Origin of the sequence: Streptomyces montanus, from assembly GCF_005786655.1 — a bacterium.
Classification (GTDB): domain Bacteria; phylum Actinomycetota; class Actinomycetes; order Streptomycetales; family Streptomycetaceae; genus Streptomyces; species Streptomyces sporangiiformans.
In genome coordinates this window covers 104,555-125,700 of sequence record NZ_VBZC01000021.1, presented here as the reverse complement: position 1 = coordinate 125,700, position 21,146 = coordinate 104,555, and the positions used below count along the sequence as shown (strand labels likewise).

The following is a 21,146-nucleotide window of genomic DNA, read 5'->3' as shown; positions in this document are numbered from 1 at the left end:
TGATTCCGCAGGAGCATTCCGTGCGGGGGAGTTGCACAGTCCACACCTCGCGCGTCCGCTCCGGCGGCCGTGTGGCACTCGGTCCACCCTCCTGACCAAAATACGCAAACATACACAATATGTATCCTGGGTTCATGTCTGATGGCACGTCCGAGCCCATCCCCAGAATCGATCCCACCGTGTGGCCGAGTGGGGAGGGGTGTGTGGAGTGCTTGGCGGGCGAAGGGCCCGGATGGTGGTTGCACCTGCGGCGCTGCGCCGCCTGCGGGCATATCGGATGCTGCGATTCCTCACCCTCCCAGCACGGCACCAAGCACGCGCGTGACGCCGGGCACCCCGTCTTGACCAGCTTCGAACCCGGAGAGAGCTGGTTTTGGAATGTCGAGACCGAGACGTTCTGCGAGGGGCCGCAACTGCTGCCGCCCACCTCCCGCCCGGAATCGCAGCCGGTGCCTGGCCCCAAGGGCAAGGTGCCTGTGGACTGGCAGCGGCGCCTGCACTGAAAGCCCTGTAGGCGAACGGGAACGGCCGGACCGGATCAGTTCAAGTCGCGAGTTGTGGCCGGGTCAAAAGCCGGGCGAGCCCGCGCCAAGTCGGGATCAGGCGGGAGGAGCCGCCAGGTGCTGGTCCGTTATCCCTCCAGGGCAGGCCAGCCCGGCCACGTCCCAGTCGGCGCGCCCCGCTCCGGCCCGGTAGGCGCTGTCGTAGAAGGCGAGCACGGCGGCGCAGGGGTCTGCTTCGGCGCGGGCATCGTCGTAGCGGAGCACGGCCAGATGACTGCCGCTGCGCGCCACCCACCGGGCGGACCCTGGCACGAGCGGTTCCTCTGCCAGCCCCGGGGGTTCCGGAGCGGTGTAGGAGTAGAAGGCCGGCTCGGGGAACGTGTCGTCCCCGAACCAGAAACCGAAGCTGATCACCTCATGGGAGTACGCCTCGCGGGTGACCGGGTCGGCCTCCGCCGGCTGTTCAACGTGCTGTCCGGAGAACCTGCTGTAGGCAATGTCAAAGGTGTGCCAGAAGTGGTGCACAGGGCTGCCCTTTCCCGAGAAGCCCGCCGCGAACTCCTCCAGCACCAGAGCCACCTGGCTGAGGACTCGCCAATAGCGGTTGACCTGCACGGGATCGTAGGCCGCGTGTTCGGTGTCCTCGGAGAACGGCCGGGCTGCGTCCGGCAAGTCGAACGGGTGGGGGACTGGGATGTCCACCCGGACACCCAGCACAGCCAGAGCGTCCAGGGTCGCGCGGTGGAAGGACGCCACGGACCGGCCGGAGAGAGGAAAGGACACCTCTGTACCGTCCAGCGAAGTAGCCACCAGCTGGTGGCCGACGAAGTCGAAGTCGATGGTGAACGGATTATCCTCGGCCCGCCCCATCGGACGCGTGGTGATGCCACGTCCGGTGAGGTGGAAGGGCACATTCCACCAGTGGTTGCGCCGAACGCTGGCGGCGAGCCGGATCTTGCCGACGACCTGCGCGAACCGGTGCAGCGTCTCCTTGCAGTCCCGCCATTCGGCGAGCGGAATCGGCGGGAAGAGCTCCATGAGCTTTCCTTCCTGCTCGGAGGCTCCGGCTGAGCGCGGATGCCGGCGGACCCCTCCATGGTGGCTGACCTCGCCGCGTACGGCACGCCGCCAGGTACGGACCACCGTTCACGGCACGTCGCCGTAAAGCCCGCTTCAACGACCGCCAGGACTCCCGGCGCGAGGACCTGGCCGAGGGTGAGCGGGCCCGATCGAGTTCGCGGAGTGGGAACGCACCGCCGAAGCCGCGCACCGCCGAAGCCGCGGGCCGCCGAAGCCTGCCGACGCAGTGGAGGTACGCCCCCAGACCGCAGTTGAAGGCCTTCGCCAGTAGGTGACCAAGCTCCTTTGGTTAGGCGTTCAGTGTCGCCACCTCGGTCTGCGGCAATTGGCCAGTGCTGCCGCTGCCTGGGGCCCGAAGCCGGTAGCGGAGAAACAGATATGAATCCCGTCGCCGGATGCTGATCAGGTCCGTCCACTCTGGCCGGTTCGGCAGGAGTTCGAGCCCCTCGATCAGCCCTGGGCGGGCGGTGTCGGTACGGCCGGCGAGTACTGGGGATGTCGTGACGAACAGCTCGTCCAGCAGGCCCTCACCGAGCAGGTTACCGATGAGGTGCGGCCCGCCCTCGGTGAGCACCGCGGTGTGCCCGTGGGCATGGAGACCCGCGAGTACATCGGCCATGCGGAGGGTGGGTCCTTCGCCTGCGATGAGTACCGTGCATGCCGCTGGGAGGCGTCCCTCCAGTTTGCGGGCGCCGTCCAGGGTGGTGGTCACGAGCGCGCCCGACTCCAGCGCTGGGTGCTGGGTGGGTAGGTCGCCGCTCGCGGTGACGACGACCAGTTCCGGTTGGGCGGTGCGGCGCAGGCTGCGTCGTAGCGCGGCGAAGTCGGGGGCGGCTTGTGGGCAGACGTGGTCGGGTGTCCAGAGATGGCGGGGTGTGGCCCGGAGCGTGCCGGCCCCGATGAGTACGGCGTCGGCGCATGCGCGCAGCAGTCCCATGACGAAGCGGTCCGCCGGTTCACGCCCGCTGATCGCCGAGCCGGAGGAGGGGTATTCGGGACCGAGTGCTACCACTCCGTCGATGGAGCTGACGAAGTTCGCGTACACGCACGGCAGGATGAACCCCAGATCGCCGCCGTAGGCCGTGGCGAGCGCCGGAGGCAGACCGAAACGGGGCTGCCCGGTCTCCTCGTACAACAACTCCAGCGGCTCCAGCAAGCCTGTCTGTGTTCCGCCGACGGGGTGCCCGGCGCTGTGCTCAGCCATGGCCGGCCAGGCCCCGCCCGCCGCACAGCGTGAAGAATTCAGCACGAAGTTGCGGATCCTCGTCGTAGGTGCCCCGCCAGTGGGTGGTACGCGTGCTGGACTCGATCTCCCGTACGCCGCGCATCTGCGTGCACAGATGCACCGCTTCCAAGTGGACCGCGACGCCGTGGGGCAGAAGGATCTGCTGCAATGATTCGGCGAGCTGGCGTCCGATGCGTTCCTGCATCGAGAACCGGCGGGCGAACAGCCGCACCAGCCTCGTCAGCTTGGACAGCCCGACGATGTGCTCATGCGCGATGTAGCCGACGTACGCCTTCCCGAAGAACGGCAGGCCGTGGTGCTCACAGAGGGCGAAGAACGGGATCGGCCCTTCGACGATCTGGCTGATCCGGCAGTCCGACCCGCCATGGCATTCGGTCTCGAAGGCGGTGACCAACTTCTCGTCGCCTTCGTATCCGCTGGTCGCGTCGAAGAGCGCACGCAGGAAGCGGCGGGGAGTGTCCACCGTGGCCTCTGACCCGACGGCCAGGCCCAGTGCCCCGAAGATCTCCCTCACGTAACCCTCGAACCGCTGCCACTCCTCGGGGGTGATCTGCCGCGGAGACACGGCCGCCCACTCCACCTCGTCCGTGAGGGGTACGAGCCGTTCGCCCACCATCCCCACGACGGGCGGGGGACCATGCGTCTGCGTGAATTGCTCGTTCATATGCGGCCTCAAGACGCGACGAACATCCCGTGGAGTCGGTTTCTCCTATTATCGCCCTGTATGTGCGGGAGTGCCGAGCGAGTTCACGACGTGTCCTGCGGCGACAACACTGAGTCGCCGCTCAGGGCCTCGGCCCCTGCGGGGCGACTGGCACAAGGCCGAAGACCTCCTGCAGGAGGCCACCGCCCTGGCCTGGAAACACTTCAACGCCGAGATCACCGACGCCGACTCCATGCGCCCCTGGATGTTCAGTCGTACGCAACCTGGTCATCGACCACCACCGGGCCCGCGGCCTCCGCCCGCCCGAGACCCACATGGCTACACCGTCCAGCAGACCTCCGAACACCTCGGCACAGCGCCTGGCGTCAGTGCGAGACGGTCTGCGGGGCGGCGGGGACGGTCGCGAGCCGGTAGGCGTTCTCGTGGGTGATCACGCGACCGGCGGTGGGCGGCGCGAAGTGAGTGCCTAGCACCAGGGTGTCCGTGCCGGCGAGGGAGCCGAGCAGCTTGCGGCGCGAGGCCTCGGACTGCTCCGGGTCGATGTCGACGCACGCGCCGATGGCGGGGTGGGCGAGCTGGACCGGGTGATGGATGCAGTCGCCGGTGATCAGCGCCGTCTCATCCTGGCTGGTCAGCTCGACGGCGATGTGGCCGGGGGTGTGGCCGGGCGTGGGCAGCAGGCGCAGGCCCGGGGCGACCTCGACCCCTTGGGCCGGGACGTCGACGAGGTCGAGCACCCCCGCCTCCTCGACCGGGATCACGGAGTCGCGGAACATCTGCTTGCGCGCCTCCTCCATGTCGTACGTGGCCCAGAACTCCCGCTCGATGCGGGAGGTGACGTAGCGGGCGTTAGGGAAGGTGGGGACCCACTCGCCGTTCACTTCCCGCGTGTTCCAGCCGACGTGGTCGGCATGCAGGTGGGTGAGGATCACCAGGTCGACGGAGCCCGGGGAGAAGCCGGCGGCGGCGAGGCGCTCCAGGAAGTCGGTCTGCAGGTTGTGCCAGGCGGGGTTGGCCCGCTCCTTGCCGTTGCCGATGCCGGTGTCGACCAGGACGCGCAGCCCGCCCACGACGAACGCGAAGCTGTGGCTGTCGATGTGCAGGATGCCCTCGTGGTCGGCGAAGTCGGGGCGCAGCCAGTCCTGTTGCATGACCACGTCCGTGGTGGCGTCCGGCAGCAGCCAGGGTCCGGTCGCGGGCGGCAGGAGGACCTCGTCGACGCGGTGGACGGTGACCTCGCCGACGGTCCAGGAGGGGATGACGGTGGTCTCGTTGGCCGGTGAAGCGTTCATGGTCCGTCGTTTCCTTTGTTCTTCAGCGGTTTTCAGTGGAGGTGGTCGTCTGTGGTGTGAAGTGCCTTGCGTCGTGACGCGGTGAGTGCTGCCACCGCCGCGACAGCGAGGAGGGCGGCGGCCACGGCGTAGGCGTGGGAGGCGGTCCGCAGTCCGAAGTTCTGGGTGGCGGCGCCCGCGGCGATGGCGGGCAGGCTCATGGACAGGTAGCTGAGCACGTAGTAAGCGGCCAGGGTCGCGGCGCGGTCGCGTTCGTCGAGCGAGGCGAGCATCACGCGCAGCGCGCCTTGGGAGACGGCGCCGAAGGCGATGCCGGCCAGGGCCGCGCCGCCGTAGACGGCGGGCAGACCGGCGCCGTGCAGACCGAGCAGGCTCAGGGCCGCGGAGGGGATGACGGCCAGGGCCCCGCCGGTGGCGGCGAGCGGCGCCGTCCGCCGCAACGTCCACACGGTGAGCGCGGCCGCGGCACTGACGGTGAAGAAGACCATGCCGCCGACCGGGTGCGGGGCGTGGGGGGCCACGAGGTGCACGAGCGCCGGCCCGAGGGAGGAGTAGAAGCCGCCCAGTGCCCAGATGGCGACGACCCCGGCGCCGGCCGCCAGCAGGGCGCGGCGGGCCGAGGGCGGCACGGCGAGCTGCGGCCGCAGGGAGCGCAGCGCGCCGGCGTGCGGGTGGGCCGTCTCCGGGGTGAAGGTGACCGCGATCGCCTGGGCGGCGAACAGTGCCGTCAGCAGTACGTACACGGTGACCGTGGGGGCGGGGGCGAAACGGACGAGGAGGGTGGAGGCCAGTACGCCGGCGGCCATGCCGGCGACCGGGGCGATGCTGTTGGCCAGGGCGGACCGGCCGGGACGCCGGGGGTCCTCGAGGTCGAGGAGGGCGGCGCCCGCGGCGCTGGTGGCCGCGCCCGTGGCAGCCCCTTGCAGGATTCGGGCGGCGATGAGCGGCCCGGCGCCGTCCGCCGAGGCCAGGAGCAGCATGGAGGCTGCCTCCAGGACCAAGGCGCTCACCAGGACGGGGCGCCGTCCCAGGTGGTCGGAGAGCGCTCCGACGGTGAGCAGGGCCACCAGCAGCGTCAGGGAGTAGGCGCTGAAGACCACCGTGATGGTCAGGGCGGTCAGGCCCCACTGGTCCTGGTAGACGGGGTACAGCGGCGTCGGCGCGCTGGAGGCGGCCAGGAGCGCGACCAGGATCGATGTGTCGAGGGTGAAGGAAGCCGCGCGGTTCGCCGTGCAGGTGCGGGCGGCGTAGTAGGGGCATCGCGCGGTTGCGTCTGAGGTGACGCCGGACATGGGACTCCTCTCACTAAACGCAATCGGTTTGCTTTAAGGCACCGTAGGCCCCTAGTGTGAGTTAAAGCAAACCGTTAGCTTTTGGTGCAGAGGGCTTGCTCCGTAGCTTCATCTCGATCAGGAGAGAACGTTCATGTCCGCCGCTGAACTCACGCCACCGGAGGCGGCCCTCTGGGCCGACCGTGCCGGGCTCCCGCTGTCGGCCGACCGGCATGCCGCGGTGGCCGCCACCGCCAACCACATCCACGCCGTCGTCGCGGTCCTGCGGGAGCTGGACTTCGGGGACACCCCGCCTGCCGCCGCCTACCACGCGGGAGAGGAGAAGAACGATGCAGCCGTATGAACTGACCCTCGCCGCAGCCGCCGACGCGATCCGGGCCCGGAAGATGTCCCCTGTCGAGCTGGTCGACTCCGTCCTCGACCGCGTCGAGAAGGTCGAGCCGCATCTGGGGGCCTACGTCACCGTCACCGCGGAGGAGGCCCGCCGGGCGGCCCGCGAGGCCGAGCACGACGTCGCGGCCGGCCGCTTGCACGGCCCGCTGCACGGCATCCCCATGGGACTGAAGGACCTGATCGACATCGCCGGCGCGGCCACCACGGCCAGCTCCCGGGTCCGCGCGGGCCACCGAGCGGAGGCCGACAGCACGGTCGCCGCCCGTCTGACCGCAGCCGGCGCGGTCCTGGTCGGCAAGACACACACCCATGAGTTCGCCTACGGTCTGACCACCCCGCAGACCAACAACGCCTGGGACCGCAACCGGGTCGCCGGCGGCTCCAGCGGCGGATCCGCCGTTGCCGTCGCCGGGGGTGCCGCGACGTTCGCGCTGGGCACCGACACCGGCGGTTCGATCCGGGTGCCCTCCGCGCTCAACGGGGTCGTCGGCCTCAAGCCGACCTACGGCCTCGTGCCTCGCCACGGCGTCACGTCCCTGTCCTGGTCGCTGGACCACGTTGGCCCGATCACCCGCACCGTCGAGGACGCGGCCCTGGTCCTGACCGTCCTGGTCGACCACGACCCCCGCGACCCCGCCTCCGTGGCCAACTCCGTCACGGACTACCGGCCGGCCGCGGGTACGGATCTGACGGGGCTGCGCGTCGGCGTGCCGCGCAACTACTACTTCGACCACGTCGACCCGGAGGTCGAGGCCGCGGTCCGGCGCGCCATCGGCCACCTCGAAGGCCTAGGGGTCCGCCTCGTCGAGGTCGAGATTCCGTTGACCCGCTACATCCAGGCCACCCAGTGGGGCCTGATGGTGCCGGAGGCCACCGCCTACCACGAGCGCTCCCTGCGTACGGTCCCCGAGCTGTACCAGACGGACGTGCGCATCCTTCTCGAAGCCGGCGAGCTGATGCCGGCCGGGGACTACCTGCGCGCCCAGCGCTCCCGAACTCTCATGCGGCAGGCCTGGGCGCGCCTGCTGAAGGAGGTCGACGTGATCGCCGCCCCGACGGTCCCGGCGACCGCGGTGAAGGCCGACCAGGACATTCTTACCTGGCCGGACGGCACCGCCGAGGGTGTCTCCGACGCCTACGTACGCCTCTCTGCCCCCGCCAACATCACCGGCGTGCCCTCACTGTCAGTGCCCGTCGGCCACGACACGGCGGGTCTGCCGATCGGCATGCAGCTGCTCGGCCGCCCCCTCGGGGAGCCGGTGCTGCTGCGGGTCGGCCACGCCTACGAGCAGACCCAGCCCGCGCGTCGGCTGGCGGCGGTGTGACGAACCGACCAAGTGGCCCCGGCCGGACAGGGCCGGACAGGGCCGGACGGGATCGGGGGTGAGCACTTGAAGCAATATATTTGCTTTAAGGTGGTTCCATGAGCCGAAGGACAATGGTGCGCCCCGGTGGGCGCAGCGCCAGGGTGCAGGCGTCGGTACACGCCGCCGTTCGCGAACTCGAGTCGGAGGTGGGCCGCGAAGCGCTCACGGTTCCCCTGGTGGCCGCCCGCGCCGGAGTCACCCCGTCCACGATCTACCGCCGTTGGGGCGACCTGCAGGAACTGCTGTCGGACGTGGCGGTTGAGCGCCTGCGGCCCGAGACGGCGCCGGAGGACAAGGGAAGCCTGAGGTCCGATCTCGAGGCCTGGGCCGAGCAGTTCCTCGAGGAGATGGCTGCCACCTCGGGCCGCGCCTACATCCGCGATGCCCTGCTCGGCGACCCGGACGGCAGTAACGCCGGCCAGTGCTCGGACTACGCGGCCGAGCAGATCGACGTCATTCTCGACCGCGCGGCCGGCCGCGCGGAGGACATACCCGACGTCGAGACGGTCCTCGACCGCGTCGTTGCCCCCATGATGTACCGCATCCTCTTCCGCCCGGACGGGCTCGACACCGCGTACGCGCGTCAGCTGGTGGCAGGGCTCGTCGGGTCGACCGACCGCTGACCGACCGCCGACCGAACGCCTCCGCGAGCGGGCTCTTCCGCCCCCGAGCCGGACTGTTGTGCCCCTCGCAGCCGTGGCCTCAACACCACCGCCAGGGGCCGGACGGTTCCGCCCGGAACGCCGTCCTTGGCTCGCTACGGGCGTCTCGCCCCGGGTGTTGAGGAGGATCGGATGCCGCGTGAAGCCGACATCCTGGCCCTGCCCCAGACGGTCGCCACGCGCGCGGGCCCGGCGGGAGGAGACCCTCGACGAGACGGTGCCGGCGAAGTCGGACGGCTCCAACCTGCTGATCGCGACCTGGAACCTGCGGGTGTTCTCCGACCTGACCAAAGCCTGGAGCACACCGGAGGGCGCTTCACTCAAGCGGAACTTCACCGACCTGCACTTGATCGCTGCGGTGATCCGCCGGTTCGACGTCGTCGCGCTGCAGGAGGTACGCGGCAATCTGCGGGCCCTGCGCTAGCTGCGGAAAGTCCTGGGGGAGGACTGGGCGTTCATCCTCACCGACGTGACGACCAGGGCTTCGGCGTAGTCGCGTGACGTCCGTTTCGTGATCATGTGAGCCCGAGGAGGGCGAGCGGTCGGCTGGCGTCGCGGGCGTTGTGCCGGAGGCCGGCGATCTTGCCGTCGACCGCCACTGTGTGCAGCTGACCGTCGGCCCCAGCGCGCCGGTCGGCCAGCCAGCACCCCACTGCCCGGTCCAACGTCGTCGTCGATGCGGCCCAGAGTCCGCCGCACCGTCGCCTCCGGCGGCAGGCACCGCTTCGGGGACAGCGGATCGGGCCGTACGCCAAGGCGCTCCAGGACGGACGGCGGGGCGTCGGCGATGATGCATCGCTAGGCACGGTCTTCCACTCGGATCACGGGGCGTCGAGAACTCCATGATCTTGGAAGCCCGTGCCTGTCACGTTCCCAGAACCCGTCGAACTGTCAGATTGTCACGAATCGGGCGTCAAGCGACTACGGCGGAGCCCTGGCTGGCCGCCCAAAGATGAACCCCCGCCCTTCCGATGGAAGGACGGGGGATTGCGGTGGGGAGGTCACGTTCGCAGGTCGCGATTGTCGACCAGGACGGTGCGGTGCAGGTCAACCGGAATCTACCCAACCGGGTCGGGACGGTGCTGCGATGATCGGCGATCCACGTCCATGCGGTCCACGTGCCGTGTCACGGCCGGTGGTGCCAGGCGTTTTCACGCCCGCCCTGGGGCACGTCATCCGCCCGCGGCGTCCTCGGCCTCCCAGCGCAGCAGGTCGCCCGGCTGGCACTTGAGCACCTCGCAGAGCGCCGCGAGCGTCGCGAAGCGCACCGCCTTGGCGCGGCCGTTCTTGAGTACCGCCAGGTTGGCCGGCGTGATCCCTACGCGGTCCGCGAGCTCGCCGACGGACATCTTCCGCCTGGCCAGCATCACGTCGATGTCGACGGCGATCGGCATCAGATCACCTCGTCCAACTCGGCCTGCATCTGCGCCGCTTCGACATCGCGCGCGACGGCCTGGGCGAGCAGCATCCGCAACACGAGCACGATGAGCGCGACCCCCAGGATGGCCACGCCAACCCCGCCCATGATGACGGTGACGCCCGGGTCGTCCCGCTGGCCCGGCGCGTTGATGACCGTGACCGCGAACCACAAGAGGGCAGCCGCCACGATCGCGCCGATCACGGCGTCCACGTACCGGAAGGCGGCGTGGGAGAACACGGTTCCGCGTCGCACCATCGTCACCAGCCGCCATACGCAGACCAGCGCTACCTGGGCCGACATCATGCCCAGGATCGTGATGACGCGCAGCGGGGTCAGCGGGAGCGACCCGTCCTCCGGGTCGCTCCCGCTGACCAATGTCCACACCATCAATGCCTGCACGAACACGGTGCCGGCGAGCACCACCACGAGCACGGCGCACAGCGCCCGCACTGCCAGCTTTCCCATGGCCCACCCTTCCATCGAATTACGATGGGAATCTATCGAACTTCGATAGGTGAAGCAAGGGTCGGGACGGAGGGTGGGCGGCGGTTTCGCACCGTGGCGGGACGCCGCCGCCCCCCTCCCACGGCATGGCGTTCGCGCGAACCGTCTTGATCTTGTCGAAGTCGGCCTCGCTTGAGCGCAAATCGGACGCCACCCGACTACGCCGAAGCCCTGACGTGACGGCTGACCTGAACCGCCGGTTCGCGCGGACCCCGTACGCGGTCAGTTTCCCTTCCCAGGGCCATACGTTCACCCTGGTCACTCTGCATGTCCTGTACGGCGAGGAACCTGCGGACCGAGTGCCGGAGCTGCGGGCCACCGCGAAGTGGCTCGCCGGCTGGGCGGAGCGGGAATTCGGCTGGGACCATAACCTCATCGCGCTGGGCGACTTCAACATTGACTGTGCCGGTGACCCGCTGTTCGCGGCGTTCACCGCCACCGGCCTCGTCCCCGCACCGCAGCTGGCCGTGCTGCCGAGGACCACTTTCGATGACCCCGGTGCGGAGCACTTCTACGACCAGATCGCCTGGTTCACCGAGGGCCAGGCAGAGTCTGAACCGAGTTGTCCTGGCGCATGTCCGACCCCTACCCGCAGTGGATCGAATTCGCGAACCTCACACACTGACCCCAGGGCAGCGCGTGCAGCGAGCCGAAATCGATGAGTGATGCCGTTCGGCCGAGGCGCCGGGCGACTCAGAGTTGGCAGCGTGCCTTGTCACCGGGTGTTTTCAGGCGGATGAGGTAGTTGGCGACGGCATCGTTGATGCAGGAGTTGCGGGCGAGGACCGCGCCGTGCTGGCTTCCCTCGACGGTCAGCAGGCTGCCGCCGAGAGTCTTGGCGAGGCTGATGCCGCCCTCGTGAGGCGTCACTCCGTCGCCGGTGGTGGAGACCGTCAGCGTGTCCGGCAGACCCTCGATGTCGGTCGCGTACGGATAGCCGAGCGTGGGCTGGACGGGCCATTGCTCGCAGCCGTCTCGCACGTCGGTGACGGGCCGGCCTGTGTCGGTGTACGGTGCGGCCTCGACGAAGGCGCGTTTCATCGCCGTCTCCTCGTCCGGGCTGTGCCGTTCCTCGTCGAGGCAGTTGATCGCGAGTGTGGCCTCGACCGAGTTCGAGTACGTTCCGTCTGCCGTCCGCTCGTGAATGATGTCTCGGAGGGCGAGCAACGTGTCTCCGCGACCGTCTCGCAGGCCGGCGATCCCTGCGATGATCGTCGGCCACATCACCTTGGAGTACAGCCCGGAGGTGACACCGCCGACCGCTTTCACCCAGGTCAGTTCGCGCCCCTTGCCGGCCGGGATCGGCTTGTCGATCAGCGGCTGGGCAAGTTTCTGGAAGACCTCGGTGGCCCGCTTCGGATCCGCGCCGAGCGGGCAGTCCGGCTCGGCCGAGCAGAAGGCCGCCATCTGCTCGAACGACCGCTGCAGGCCCTTGGCCTGCTGTACGCGTCGTTCGTGGCTGCCCTTCTAGGGGTCCATCGCGCCGTCGAGCACGAGCGCGCGCACCTTCGCCGGGAACATCTCGGCATAGACCGCACCCAGCCGGGTGCCGTAGCTCGTGCCGGCGAACGTGAGCCCGTCGTCTCCGAGCACCTCGCGCAAGACATCCATGTCTCGTGCGACATCCCGAGTGCCGACGTGCGCAAGCGTGTCCTCCCCGCCGGAGCGCTCGGCACACTGCTTGTACAGCTGCTTTGTCTCTTGCCCGGTCCAATCGTCCGTGCCGGAGTCGAACGAGGCGATCATCGCGTCATTTTCGCGTTCGGCGTCGGTGTAGCAGTCGAGCGTCGGCGTCGAGTCCCCGACACCGCGCGGATCGAAGCCGACGAGATCGAACGACTCCGTGATCGGGCTCGACGCCCAGGCTTGTGCCGCCTGCGGCGCGAAGCTCGTCCCCGGGAAGCCGGGCCCGCCCGGATTGAGCACCAGCGAACCGACAGGCTTCTCTCCCCGCGCAGCGACGCGGAGCACGGCGATCTGAGCCATCTCACCGTCAGGCTCTTCGTAGTTCAGCGGAACTTCCAGGCGAGCGCACTCGTACTCGACCTTGGGCCAAGGTTTCTTCGGTTTCGCTGCACCAGGCGATGGTGGCGGCTCGCAGACGTCGAACGTCATCTCCTGGTTGTAGAACCGGTCGAGCGCACGAGCGGCGCCGTCCTCGGCCTCTTCTCCCGGCCTGCAGGCGGCGAGCAACGTCAGGGTCACGACGGCGGCGACAGCCGCCCGCAGTCGTCGAGGTGTTCGCATGGATCTCCTGGTCTTCGAATGTCTCGCGCCTGACGCTCGCGTTCACGAACGAGCAGGCGTTCTCACATGAGGTCAGCCGGTCACGCCGACTTTCTCCAGCAGCCGGACGCGAACCTGCGCATCAGCGGGGGACACCACGGGCAGCACAGCCTCCGTCGACTTCGCGCCCGCGGATGCCCGCACGCGCGACGCGACGTCCACATCATCGGCCGTAACGGCACGACCGTCGGGCAGCCGGTCGCCCGGGGCCAGGTCGAGCAGCACACCCCGGGTCAAGATGCCGTCGGCGTACGCCTCCGCAGCGCCGTGGCGCACCCCTGCGGGGCCGGAGCTCTCCGTCTGCGAGCGCGGCGCGACCTGGCCCCCGGCGAGACCGACACAAGCCCTACTCAGCGGGCCCCCGAGATCCAGACAGACCTAACGGTGTTCTACGAGTACTCCAGTCAGAAATCGTTGCCTGAACCGGTCGGCTTTGTTGTTCCGGGCATGGAGGGGATGGACGAAGCCGGTTTGCGGGCTGGGCAGTTGGAGTCGGTTGGCTTGCCTCCCCGGGGGAGGAACGCGCACGGGCCAGGGCTCACGGCCCTTGCCCGCGTCGCGTCGTCACGCCCCGGCAGCGTCGTCCTCCGAAAGCAATGCGTGAACGCGTCGCAGGACGTCGAGCTGGGCCTCGTTGTAGAACTCGGCCAATGCCTGCACGACCACCGACTGGGTGATCGCCCCTCCCCGGCGGGAGGAGGCTTGCAGGTCACGCAGGAACGGGTGGTCCTTCTGCTGTTTGCGGACTTCGGGCGCGAGGCGTTGCCCGAGCTGCCGCCGCACGTCCTCGGGCGCGTCCGCGGGGAGGGCCTCGAACTGCGCTGCGACGTCGCTGCGAGGCGCTGAGAGCTGCTCCTGGATCGCGGACATCGCCGAGGGAGTGAGAATGCTGGAGTACGCCAGCAGGAGGGATCGCTGCGCCTTCGGCAGGTCGTCGACGAGTGTCTTGAAGCCCGTCGGCAGGTCGATCGAGGCCCGATTGTCCAGGATCGCCGCCAGTTCCCGTCGCACCCGCTGCTGGCGTTCGATGCTCGCCGCGAGTTCTGCGTCCAGGGCACGCAGGATCTGCTCCCCCCTCTCGTCGGCGGCCTCGACCGAGGGGATGTCCGACAGCGGCAAGCCGAGGTCGACCAGCCTGCGGATGCGCAGCAGGCGGACCAGGTGCTTGACGCCGTACTGCTTGTAGCCGTTGGCCGCTCGTTCCGGCTCGTCCAGCAAGCCGGTCTTGTGATAATGCCGGACGGTTTTCAGTGTCGTGCCGGCGAGTTCGGCCAACTGACTTGTGCTCCACGCCACCGGCAGGCCCTTTCCTGGAGTGCTCCGTTCCTCGTCGCCGTCGCCGTCGCCGTCGCCGTCGCCGTCGGTGTCCTGCCGGTCGGCGAGAGTGTCTCCGGCAGGCGATCCATTCAAGACCATGCCCCTGGGGCATGGTCAACCCTCGACCGCGCCGGTCCCTTCACCCCAGCGAGACGGTGTTGACCATGCCCTTGGGGCACGGAGTGCGATGGGTGGAGACCACAGCCGCGAGACACGAAAGCGTTGCTCACCACCGGACAGCGCCCGTCACAGGTCTCACCTGCGCGGCCGGGCCGAGCAAGCAACCGGAGCGAAAGTATGATCAAAGAGTGGCGGCGGCGTCGGGCCGTGCAGCGGGTCAAGCCCGGAGACGGGCGAGCGCTGAAGCGTTTCCGCTGGTGGCAGTTGCCTTTCCGTGCGCTGTTCTATCTTCGGCTGACGAGCGACGACGGCAGGCACACGGTCTACGCGGTCGACGTCAGGCACTGGCAGAACCACTCGTCCGACAACCTCAAGGCCCACCTGTACCGCGACGGCAGGCAGCACGCCATGTCCAAACTCCCCGCCGCCTTCCCCGTCCCGGGCGGCACCGTCGAGGTGAGGATGAGCGCTTTCGGCGTCAAGCGCTGCCACTACGTCACCGCCAAAGGTCCCGAGTACCAGCTCGTCCCAGACCCCCACTCCGCCGAGGGACGCCGCGCGCGCCTCGAACGCGAGCACCCCGCACTGAGCCGCATGATCGGTCTCCTCTCTCTGTGCGTGCTCGTCGCCGCCCTGGCCATCCTCATCCCGCAAATCGCCGAACAGCTCACCAAGTCCGAGGGCATCGCTCAGCACACCGGGACCTTCACCTCGCCCATCGATCTGCCGAAGTGGGGCAACATCGCGGTCGGCTTCGCCACGGTGGCAGCGAGCACCGAGCGGGCATTGCGGCTGCGGTACAGCTGGCTGCTCGACGGCGGAGCAGGATGAACGCGCCCTTTTTCCCCGGCCGTTGGGAGACTCAAGGATCGTCGGCCGGAGACGCCAGCGGGACAATTGCCGCTGGACTGCTCCGTACCCAGCCTCGAAGCACCCTCCGGAGTGAACGCCCCGTCCCCTCGCAAAGCGACATTCCTCGCCGCCTCAGACCGACACAGCCCGTCAGCGGAACCTCGCCATACGAGACATGACCAGCGCGGGACACACCGACCGCTCAAACAAGCAGGGCGTGGAAGGAATGGTCGCCAAAGGGCTCGGCATCGCGTACATACCCGGCCGCACCCGCCGGCTGAAGATCCGAAACAGGATGAATTGCATTGGCTGCTTGATGCGTTTGATACAACGACGGGCATGGTCGCACGGGCGCATCTGGACACTTGGGCGACCGACAGGCCAACGCTGCGCTCCCGTTCGGCCATTCGGAGACACGGCCGGCTCGGCCGGCCCCACGGCTGGGTCAGCCCGGCTTGACCGCCAGCGTTGCAAAATAGTTCGACATGTATTGAGCGGATGCGTTGGATTGGTGCGGCGCTTCCGCGAAGCCGGTGAGGACGAACCCCGCGGCGAGTTGCCCGCCGATCTGGTCGGTGAGGGTGTGGCTGTATTCAAGAGGGGCATCCGCGCCGAACTTCGTGGCGCGTTCCTCGGCGGAGTACTGCGTGACATCGCTGTAGGGCAGCTTGTGCACGACGATCAGCTCGCCGCGCTCGTCGAGCGCCTCGTGGTCGAACAAGTACACATCAGGGTTGAGGAAGCCCACGAGCAGAGTTCCGCCCGGTCGCAGGACGCGGAAGCACTCACGCCACACCGGTGCCAAGTCTGGTACGAATACGTTAGAGACCGGATGGAATACGACGTCGAATGTTGCGTCGCCGAAGGCGCTGAGGTCGCGCATGTCGCCTAGGACGGTGCGCAGCTCGAGTCCGTCGCGCGCCGCCACCATCCGGTCCTGGCCGAGCTGGCGGGGTGAGTTGTCGAATACGGTGACCCGCGCCCCTGCGGCGGCGAGGATCGGACCCTGCTGGCCACCGCCGGAGGCCAGGCACAACACGTCCTTGCCGGTCAGGTCCGTCGGCAGCCAGGAGCGGTCGACTGGCTCACGCCCGATGAGAACAATCGACCAGTCGCCCATGCGGGCGCGTTCGACATCCTCAGCACTCACCGGCCTCGACCACTCGTTGCCCTCTTGGACACACTTGTCCCAGGCTGCCCGATTGTGGGCAACAGGGTCGACAACAATGTCCTGCACGTTTAACTCCCTGCTACAGCCAAGCGGACACCTGCGGTACTGACAGTTCGGTGCGGCTAGCCAACACGATTGCAGGGTGCGGGCTCAACGAAATTAGCGGGCATCGAGGTGTCCACGGGCTCGACGGGTGGTCGCGCAGCGGGTGCGTAAGCGCTGGTTGCCGGGGTTGCGGAAGCCATAGGCGTCGCGGGCTATGGTCTTGATGACCCGGTTGGTGCCTTCGGAGCCGACGTTGGTGATCCCAGTGTGCAGGAACGCAAGGATCTCTGGCCACCATGTCTCGACGGTTGTGGCTAGGCGCTGCAGTTCGGGAAGGTCGGCATCGGCGCATCGGCGCATCGGCGGTAGAAGCGGTACAGCAGATCGCGGACCTGTTCCCGGTTGGGGCGGGTCCGGGCGGTGGCAAGCAGGTCCAGGAGGTCTTCCTTGGCGTTCCACGCAACGGTGATCGGCGCGCCGATCACCCTGGGCAGGTTGGACAGCTCGACCCTCGACGGCTTCATAGCCGGCACCGGCCTGAGCCTCGACACCCCAACATCACCCTGACGAGCCGAAGTCAGTACTCGCGGCGGCAGCCACGATGCCCAAGCGAACACTCACCGTGTCCGGCGCGCCAAGCGGCTCGCGAATACGCGACACCTCAACATGCGAGCCCACCAGTCCCAAGGCCGAATACTGCGACTCTCGAATACCGACACTGCACCAGTGGCACACCGAGACGGTCGACTGCCCGGTCGTCGCGATGGCAGGCCTGCCGGCTCGGCCGATCCGGCTTGTGGTGCGGCTGCCGAGCGGTACCGCGACCGAGACCATCCAGCTCGGCGCGCGCAGCGCGCGATGGCCGGCCAGGCCCTCACGGGCGTGGTCGGCGAGCCGTTGGCGGGGGGAGGGGGAGGAGGCAGGTCACGGCTCTGGTGCTGGCCGAAGTGGAGGCGCGCACGACCCGGCATCGGATCGTGCGCTTCGTCCGCCTTCGCGTGGACCTGCTGTGACGGGCTTGGATCGTGACGCCGACGGCGTAAGCCGTGCCGGGGGTTGCGTCGTTCGTGAGTCATGTGTGCCGGGGCAGGGTCTCGACCGTCTTGAGGTGGTCGTTCTGCTTCGTGCTGTTGCTGCGGCCGCGGATTCCACGCGCCACCACGGCTTGTCCGCCGTTTGGGGAGCGCCCTCTCGCCGGCCGAAGGGGTGTGCGTGCAGCAGGCCGTCCGCTCATCGGCGCCAGAGGCTGACTGCGTGGCGTCCCGTCGAGGTTGCGCTCGCCAAGCCCGCACCCCGACTGCCGGTCACAGCGGTGGCCGTCTCGCAGGCTTGCTCGACCTCACCCTGCTGGATCTGAGCCAGGGCGGTCTGGGAGGTGTAGGGGGCGCGGTTGTGGTGCTGCCATCCGCCCGGACACGCGCCACAGGCAGGGACTACTCCCCATTTGACATGGTTCGGACCGGTGGCATGGTGGTAGGCGGGGGCGAGGTTGGGAGGCTCGGCGTGGCATCCGGTACGGCATGGCGTTCCGCAGCGCGGCAACTGCCACTCAGGCTCACCGTCGGTGCGTACTTCCTCAACTCCGGACTGGCGAAACGCGACGCGGACCAGGCCACCGCTCAGCGACTCCAGCAGTTCGCCACGGCCACCTATCCCTTCCTGGGCAAGCTCGACGCCCAGAAGTTCACCCGGCTGCTCTCCACCGGGGAGATCGCCGTTGCCACCGGGCTGCTCCTGCCGGTCATCCCTGCCACTGTCGCCGGGGCTGCGCTCACCGCATTCTCTTGCGGCACTCTCGGGCTTTACCTGCGTACGCCGGGCATGCGTCAGGAAGGCAGTCTGCGCCCCACTGAGCAGGGAACCGCGCTGGCCAAGGACGTCTGGATGCTGGGCGCCGGCATCTCCCTCATCGCCGAGGGCATGACCGGACGCCGAGGATCCGCGGACACTGCCCTCGGCCCTTGGCGCCGCATGCTGCGACGCTGATCAGGCCACCGCCCCAGGGGAATGGCGCCAGGAAAATGGTGGTCGCCTACGTGCGCGGCCAGTTCGAGAACGTGCACGGCTGGCTGCGGGTCGGTCCCGACGAGCCGGAGAAGGCCCACGTCGAGGCGACCGACCATCGACGCGGCCCAGGTGCACACCGGTCAGCCGGGGCGTCACGCATCCCGTGCCCTTCGACGTCACCCACTTGGGGCGGTGGGATACCCGCGGTGGGATACCCCCTGGTGGGAGGACGGTCGAGGCCTGGGCCCCAGGAGGCGCGCCGGGTTCACGGCCACCACCCGCATCAATCGCCTTGACTTCGGGGTGAGTTGGAACGGCGTGGTCGACCGAGGACGGAGTCGCCGTCAGCGCCATGGTCGATGTCGTGGTGGATATGGAGCCCGTCTCCGGCCACCTGGGCGGATCGGTGATCCCGGTGTGGGAGCAGATAGAGCCGGTGAGGGTGGAACGGGCCCGGCGCGCGGAATGCCCTGCCGGATCCGACCCTCACGCCGCTCTGTCGCCCCTCAGGTCCCTCACGAGGGGGCACCTTCCTTCTGGTTGGGCTGACCCAAGTGGTCGATGATGTGGTCGTGCAGGCTGGTCGCGATGTAGTAGCGCCACCCGCTCGAGCACTTCTCGAAGCACTCGAAGTGGGGAGCGAGGCCCAGATGGGTGAAGCGGACCTCCGTCCCGTCGCCCGTGGGCACGATGTCGAAGGTGATGTCGGTGCCGGTCCACTCCGTCGTGTCGTCGACGAAGCTCAGGTAGCCGTCCACGACGTGCCACGCGACGCGCACTGCGGCACCGAGGCCGCGCGCCGGTTTTTCACCGCGATCGACGCCCACCGGCGGGGGATCGCCCGCATGGTGCCGGTACGGGCGAATGACCAGCCCGCGTGGCGCGAGTACGTCCGCGACCCGGTGACCGGCGGCCTGCACATCGTGGGGGTCCTGGTGGTCGGCCTCGCCGGCGACCGGATCCGCGAGATCACGCACTTCGAGGCGACGCTCGCGTCGCACCTCGGCCTGCCCCGAACACTCGACTAGTGCGGTGACCGTGAAGGTTCGCCGGGCTGGTGGTCATGGCAGTCGGATGTGCGGTGACGGCCACCACTCGCCCGATCAAGCTCGGCCAGCCCTGCACCCGCTGGTCGTTACGGAGCTCGCCGCCTACCTGCGCAAGATCCACGGCCGGGTGATCCGCATGGGCCGCGAAGCCTTACGCTGCCTGCCCGGGCAGACCAGGCCCGACCGGCCACCTCCCACCGCACCCACGGGGTGCGTTACTCCACGGCTGTTACTCGGTCGGCGACGACCGCTTGTGGGGCGTCAATCGCCGCGGGAAAGGTGCCGGAAACCCGCTGACCGCGCTGAGTCGATCCCCGCCGCCAGGCCAGACGGTGCCCCGATCCAACTGTGTTTCATCCCGACCTACGCCTCGTGGGCGAACTCGATCGAGGCTCACTTCGGACCGCAACGCCAGTTCACCATCGCCAACTCGAACCACCCCAACCACACCGTGCAGACCCGGGCCCTGCTCGCCTATATCCGCTGGCGCAAATGCCAACGCCCGCCACCGCGACGTCCTGGCCGCCGAACGCAAGGAACGTACCGAGAGCTGGAGTTGGGGGCTCTTCCCGGGGCTCCAGGAGTGGGCGTTCTGGAGTCCCGACGCGGATCGTATTGGAGATCGGCCAGGATTATGGTTACGTTGTATCCGTAAAGGGTGACGCGCCGGGCCGCTGGTCCCGGTTGCTGGCTTTCGGCGTCCGTTTCACGGTCGGGAGCCACGCGGGACCGCAGGTGTGATTCCAGAGCCAAGGAGAGCAGCGATGAAGGCAGCAGTGGTGACGACGGCGGATGCGGTCCCCGAGTACCTCGACTTCCCCGACCCGGAGGTCGGCGAGGGCGAGCAGATCGTCGATCTGGTCGCGTCCGCGATCCACCCCGTCGTGCGGGCCAAGGCGTCCGGCAAGCACTACAGCAGCACCGGGGACTTCCCGCTGGTGCCGGGCGTTGACGCGGTGGCCCGCACCGCCGACGGCACGCTGGTGTACACCGGCGACGTCGAGGAGCCCTGGGGCACGTTCGCCGAGCGGATGGCGGTCACCCTGGCCCTGCCGCTTCCGGACGGCGCCGACCCCGTCGCGGTGGCGGCGGGAGTGAACCCGGGCATGTCGTCCTGGATGCCGCTGACCATCCACGCGGACGAGCACGGCACACCGGACACCGTGATGATCCTCGGGGTGACCGGAGCGGCCGGGGGTCTCGCCGTGCAGAACGCCCTGGCGCTCGGCGTGCGGCGCGTAATCGGCGTGGGCCGTGGCATGGACGACCTCAAGCGGGTGGCAGGGCTCGGTGCCGAGATCGTCGAGATCATCGGCAACAAGGGCGTGGACGCGGCGGTCATCGGTGCGGCCCTCGACGGCAATGCGCCCGACCTCGTTCTGGACTTCCTGTGGGGCGGCGTTGCCGAGGCCGCCTTCGAGGCACTGGCGGAGATTCCCGGCGCGCAGGCTACCAACTACGTGGAGATCGGCTCCGCGGCCGGCGAACAGGCTGCCGTGCCCGCCTCACTGCTGCGCAGCCGCCCCTTCCGTCTCAGCGGCAGCGGCATCGGTTCCTTCGACATGCGCCGTTATGTCGTGCAGGTCGCCGCGTACGTACAGCTCATCGCCGACGGAAAGGTGAAGGTGGACGCCCACGCCTACCCGCTCTCCCGGGCCAGTGAGGCGTGGACGGCTCCTGCGGGCCCCCGCCCCGTACTGATCGCCGACTGACGGTGAGGAACGGCCATGGCATCGCTCGGGGTCTGACTCCGGACGGCCGACGCTTCGGCTGACCTTGCCGGAATCGTCGGCGGGCGACGCGCTCGCGCAACTCTCCATGAGACAGGTCGACTCACCTCTTCTGCATGGGGCGAGCTGTCTCACACGGGGCCTGA

Annotated in this window: 25 protein-coding genes and 2 pseudogenes; 12 read left to right on the top strand and 15 right to left on the bottom strand. The window is 68.8% G+C overall.

Features of this window, described 5'->3' with window-relative positions; all coding sequences use genetic code 11:
• Positions 1-134 precede the first annotated feature (134 nt).
• Positions 135-503: a UBP-type zinc finger domain-containing protein gene (locus tag FE633_RS20725; RefSeq protein ID WP_138046645.1), complete on the top strand. Its 369-nt coding sequence runs from the start codon at positions 135-137 to the stop codon at positions 501-503.
• Between the two features lie 96 nt (positions 504-599).
• On the opposite strand, the gene FE633_RS20720 is transcribed toward FE633_RS20725, so the two are convergent.
• The 5 genes from FE633_RS20720 to FE633_RS20700 form a co-directional block, all read right to left on the bottom strand.
• Complete coding sequence (locus tag FE633_RS20720; protein WP_138046644.1) at positions 600-1,541, bottom strand: DUF5996 family protein; 942 nt, start codon at positions 1,539-1,541, stop codon at positions 600-602.
• Between the two features lie 331 nt (positions 1,542-1,872).
• The gene (locus tag FE633_RS20715; protein WP_138046643.1) at positions 1,873-2,787 is read right to left on the bottom strand and encodes a RibD family protein; all 915 of its coding nucleotides are present in this window, start codon (positions 2,785-2,787) and stop codon (positions 1,873-1,875) included.
• A complete protein-coding gene (gene folE, locus FE633_RS20710) occupies positions 2,780-3,493 on the bottom strand; it encodes a GTP cyclohydrolase I (RefSeq protein WP_138046642.1) in 714 nt (237 codons plus the stop codon). The genes FE633_RS20715 and folE overlap by 8 nt, the downstream gene beginning before the upstream one ends.
• Before the next feature lie 365 nt (positions 3,494-3,858).
• On the bottom strand, positions 3,859-4,785 hold the full coding sequence (locus FE633_RS20705; protein ID WP_138046641.1) for an MBL fold metallo-hydrolase: 927 nt from the start codon (positions 4,783-4,785) through the stop codon (positions 3,859-3,861).
• Positions 4,786-4,817: 32 nt separating this feature from the next.
• A complete protein-coding gene (locus FE633_RS20700; protein ID WP_138046640.1) occupies positions 4,818-6,077 on the bottom strand; it encodes an MFS transporter in 1,260 nt (419 codons plus the stop codon).
• A 133-nt stretch (positions 6,078-6,210) separates the two neighbouring features.
• Here FE633_RS20700 and FE633_RS20695 point away from each other — a divergent pair, with 133 nt between their 5' ends.
• The 4 genes from FE633_RS20695 (at position 6,211) to FE633_RS20680 (ending at position 8,923) form a co-directional block, all read left to right on the top strand.
• Complete coding sequence (locus tag FE633_RS20695; protein WP_138046639.1) at positions 6,211-6,420, top strand: hypothetical protein; 210 nt, start codon at positions 6,211-6,213, stop codon at positions 6,418-6,420.
• Entirely contained in the window at positions 6,407-7,795 is a 1,389-nt protein-coding gene (locus FE633_RS20690) for an amidase (RefSeq protein WP_138046638.1), read from the top strand. The genes FE633_RS20695 and FE633_RS20690 overlap by 14 nt, the downstream gene beginning before the upstream one ends.
• 98 nt (positions 7,796-7,893) lie before the next feature.
• The gene (locus FE633_RS20685) at positions 7,894-8,460 is read left to right on the top strand and encodes a TetR/AcrR family transcriptional regulator (RefSeq protein ID WP_138046637.1); all 567 of its coding nucleotides are present in this window, start codon (positions 7,894-7,896) and stop codon (positions 8,458-8,460) included.
• Positions 8,461-8,638: 178 nt separating this feature from the next.
• Positions 8,639-8,923, top strand: a complete 285-nt coding sequence (locus FE633_RS20680) for an endonuclease/exonuclease/phosphatase family protein (RefSeq protein WP_138046636.1) — start codon at positions 8,639-8,641, stop codon at positions 8,921-8,923.
• 748 nt (positions 8,924-9,671) lie between these two features.
• Here FE633_RS20680 and FE633_RS20675 read toward each other — a convergent pair.
• Together FE633_RS20675 and FE633_RS20670 are read right to left on the bottom strand one after the other, a co-directional pair.
• Positions 9,672-9,893 carry a helix-turn-helix domain-containing protein gene (locus FE633_RS20675; RefSeq protein ID WP_010981499.1) on the bottom strand — a complete coding sequence of 74 codons (222 nt, stop codon included), beginning with the start codon at positions 9,891-9,893 and terminating at the stop codon, positions 9,672-9,674.
• Positions 9,893-10,384 (bottom strand): DUF2975 domain-containing protein, encoded by a 492-nt coding sequence (locus tag FE633_RS20670; protein ID WP_138046635.1) that lies wholly within the window; start codon positions 10,382-10,384, stop codon positions 9,893-9,895. Before FE633_RS20670 ends, FE633_RS20675 begins: the two co-directional genes overlap by 1 nt.
• A gap of 152 nt (positions 10,385-10,536) precedes the next feature.
• Between FE633_RS20670 and FE633_RS20665 the strand changes: the two genes are divergently transcribed.
• Positions 10,537-11,085 (top strand): exonuclease/endonuclease/phosphatase family protein, encoded by a 549-nt coding sequence (locus FE633_RS20665; protein ID WP_138046634.1) that lies wholly within the window; start codon positions 10,537-10,539, stop codon positions 11,083-11,085.
• A gap of 31 nt (positions 11,086-11,116) precedes the next feature.
• On the opposite strand, the gene FE633_RS49500 is transcribed toward FE633_RS20665, so the two are convergent.
• The 4 genes from FE633_RS49500 to FE633_RS20650 all read right to left on the bottom strand — a co-directional run bounded on the left by FE633_RS49500 (position 11,117) and on the right by FE633_RS20650 (position 13,984).
• Entirely contained in the window at positions 11,117-11,830 is a 714-nt protein-coding gene (locus tag FE633_RS49500; RefSeq protein WP_212747255.1) for an alpha/beta hydrolase, read from the bottom strand.
• Positions 11,831-11,890: 60 nt separating this feature from the next.
• Positions 11,891-12,628: an alpha/beta fold hydrolase gene (locus FE633_RS49495; protein WP_212747254.1), complete on the bottom strand. Its 738-nt coding sequence runs from the start codon at positions 12,626-12,628 to the stop codon at positions 11,891-11,893.
• Between the two features lie 114 nt (positions 12,629-12,742).
• Entirely contained in the window at positions 12,743-12,934 is a 192-nt protein-coding gene (locus FE633_RS47815) for a hypothetical protein (protein WP_212747253.1), read from the bottom strand.
• A 339-nt stretch (positions 12,935-13,273) separates the two neighbouring features.
• On the bottom strand, positions 13,274-13,984 hold the full coding sequence (locus FE633_RS20650; RefSeq protein ID WP_246113737.1) for a helix-turn-helix domain-containing protein: 711 nt from the start codon (positions 13,982-13,984) through the stop codon (positions 13,274-13,276).
• 339 nt (positions 13,985-14,323) lie between these two features.
• Here FE633_RS20650 and FE633_RS20645 point away from each other — a divergent pair, with 339 nt between their 5' ends.
• Positions 14,324-14,977: a hypothetical protein gene (locus FE633_RS20645; protein ID WP_138046632.1), complete on the top strand. Its 654-nt coding sequence runs from the start codon at positions 14,324-14,326 to the stop codon at positions 14,975-14,977.
• Between the two features lie 466 nt (positions 14,978-15,443).
• On the opposite strand, the gene FE633_RS20640 is transcribed toward FE633_RS20645, so the two are convergent.
• From FE633_RS20640 to FE633_RS47805, 3 genes are all read right to left on the bottom strand, one after another.
• Positions 15,444-16,235 (bottom strand): class I SAM-dependent methyltransferase, encoded by a 792-nt coding sequence (locus tag FE633_RS20640; protein ID WP_138046631.1) that lies wholly within the window; start codon positions 16,233-16,235, stop codon positions 15,444-15,446.
• A gap of 93 nt (positions 16,236-16,328) precedes the next feature.
• Complete coding sequence (locus FE633_RS49795; RefSeq protein WP_212747251.1) at positions 16,329-16,574, bottom strand: transposase; 246 nt, start codon at positions 16,572-16,574, stop codon at positions 16,329-16,331.
• The gene (locus FE633_RS47805; RefSeq protein WP_212747250.1) at positions 16,529-16,738 is read right to left on the bottom strand and encodes a hypothetical protein; all 210 of its coding nucleotides are present in this window, start codon (positions 16,736-16,738) and stop codon (positions 16,529-16,531) included. The genes FE633_RS49795 and FE633_RS47805 overlap by 46 nt, the downstream gene beginning before the upstream one ends.
• Positions 16,739-17,717: 979 nt before the next feature.
• Between FE633_RS47805 and FE633_RS20630 the strand changes: the two genes are divergently transcribed.
• Entirely contained in the window at positions 17,718-18,200 is a 483-nt protein-coding gene (locus FE633_RS20630) for a hypothetical protein (protein WP_138046630.1), read from the top strand.
• Between the two features lie 536 nt (positions 18,201-18,736).
• Here FE633_RS20630 and FE633_RS20620 read toward each other — a convergent pair.
• Positions 18,737-18,979 carry an SRPBCC family protein gene (locus FE633_RS20620; RefSeq protein WP_138046629.1) on the bottom strand — a complete coding sequence of 81 codons (243 nt, stop codon included), beginning with the start codon at positions 18,977-18,979 and terminating at the stop codon, positions 18,737-18,739.
• Between the two features lie 3 nt (positions 18,980-18,982).
• Between FE633_RS20620 and FE633_RS20615 the strand changes: the two genes are divergently transcribed.
• The 4 genes and pseudogenes from FE633_RS20615 to FE633_RS20605 all read left to right on the top strand — a co-directional run bounded on the left by FE633_RS20615 (position 18,983) and on the right by FE633_RS20605 (position 20,982).
• Complete coding sequence (locus FE633_RS20615) at positions 18,983-19,249, top strand: sigma-70 family RNA polymerase sigma factor family protein (protein ID WP_212747249.1); 267 nt, start codon at positions 18,983-18,985, stop codon at positions 19,247-19,249.
• A gap of 56 nt (positions 19,250-19,305) precedes the next feature.
• Positions 19,306-19,430: pseudogene (locus FE633_RS49790) on the top strand (IS630 family transposase); the annotation flags it as partial.
• A gap of 20 nt (positions 19,431-19,450) precedes the next feature.
• Positions 19,451-19,812: pseudogene (locus FE633_RS48510) on the top strand (IS630 family transposase); the annotation flags it as partial.
• A gap of 222 nt (positions 19,813-20,034) precedes the next feature.
• Positions 20,035-20,982 carry a quinone oxidoreductase family protein gene (locus FE633_RS20605; protein WP_138046628.1) on the top strand — a complete coding sequence of 316 codons (948 nt, stop codon included), beginning with the start codon at positions 20,035-20,037 and terminating at the stop codon, positions 20,980-20,982.
• The last annotated feature ends 164 nt before the right edge of the window (positions 20,983-21,146 follow it).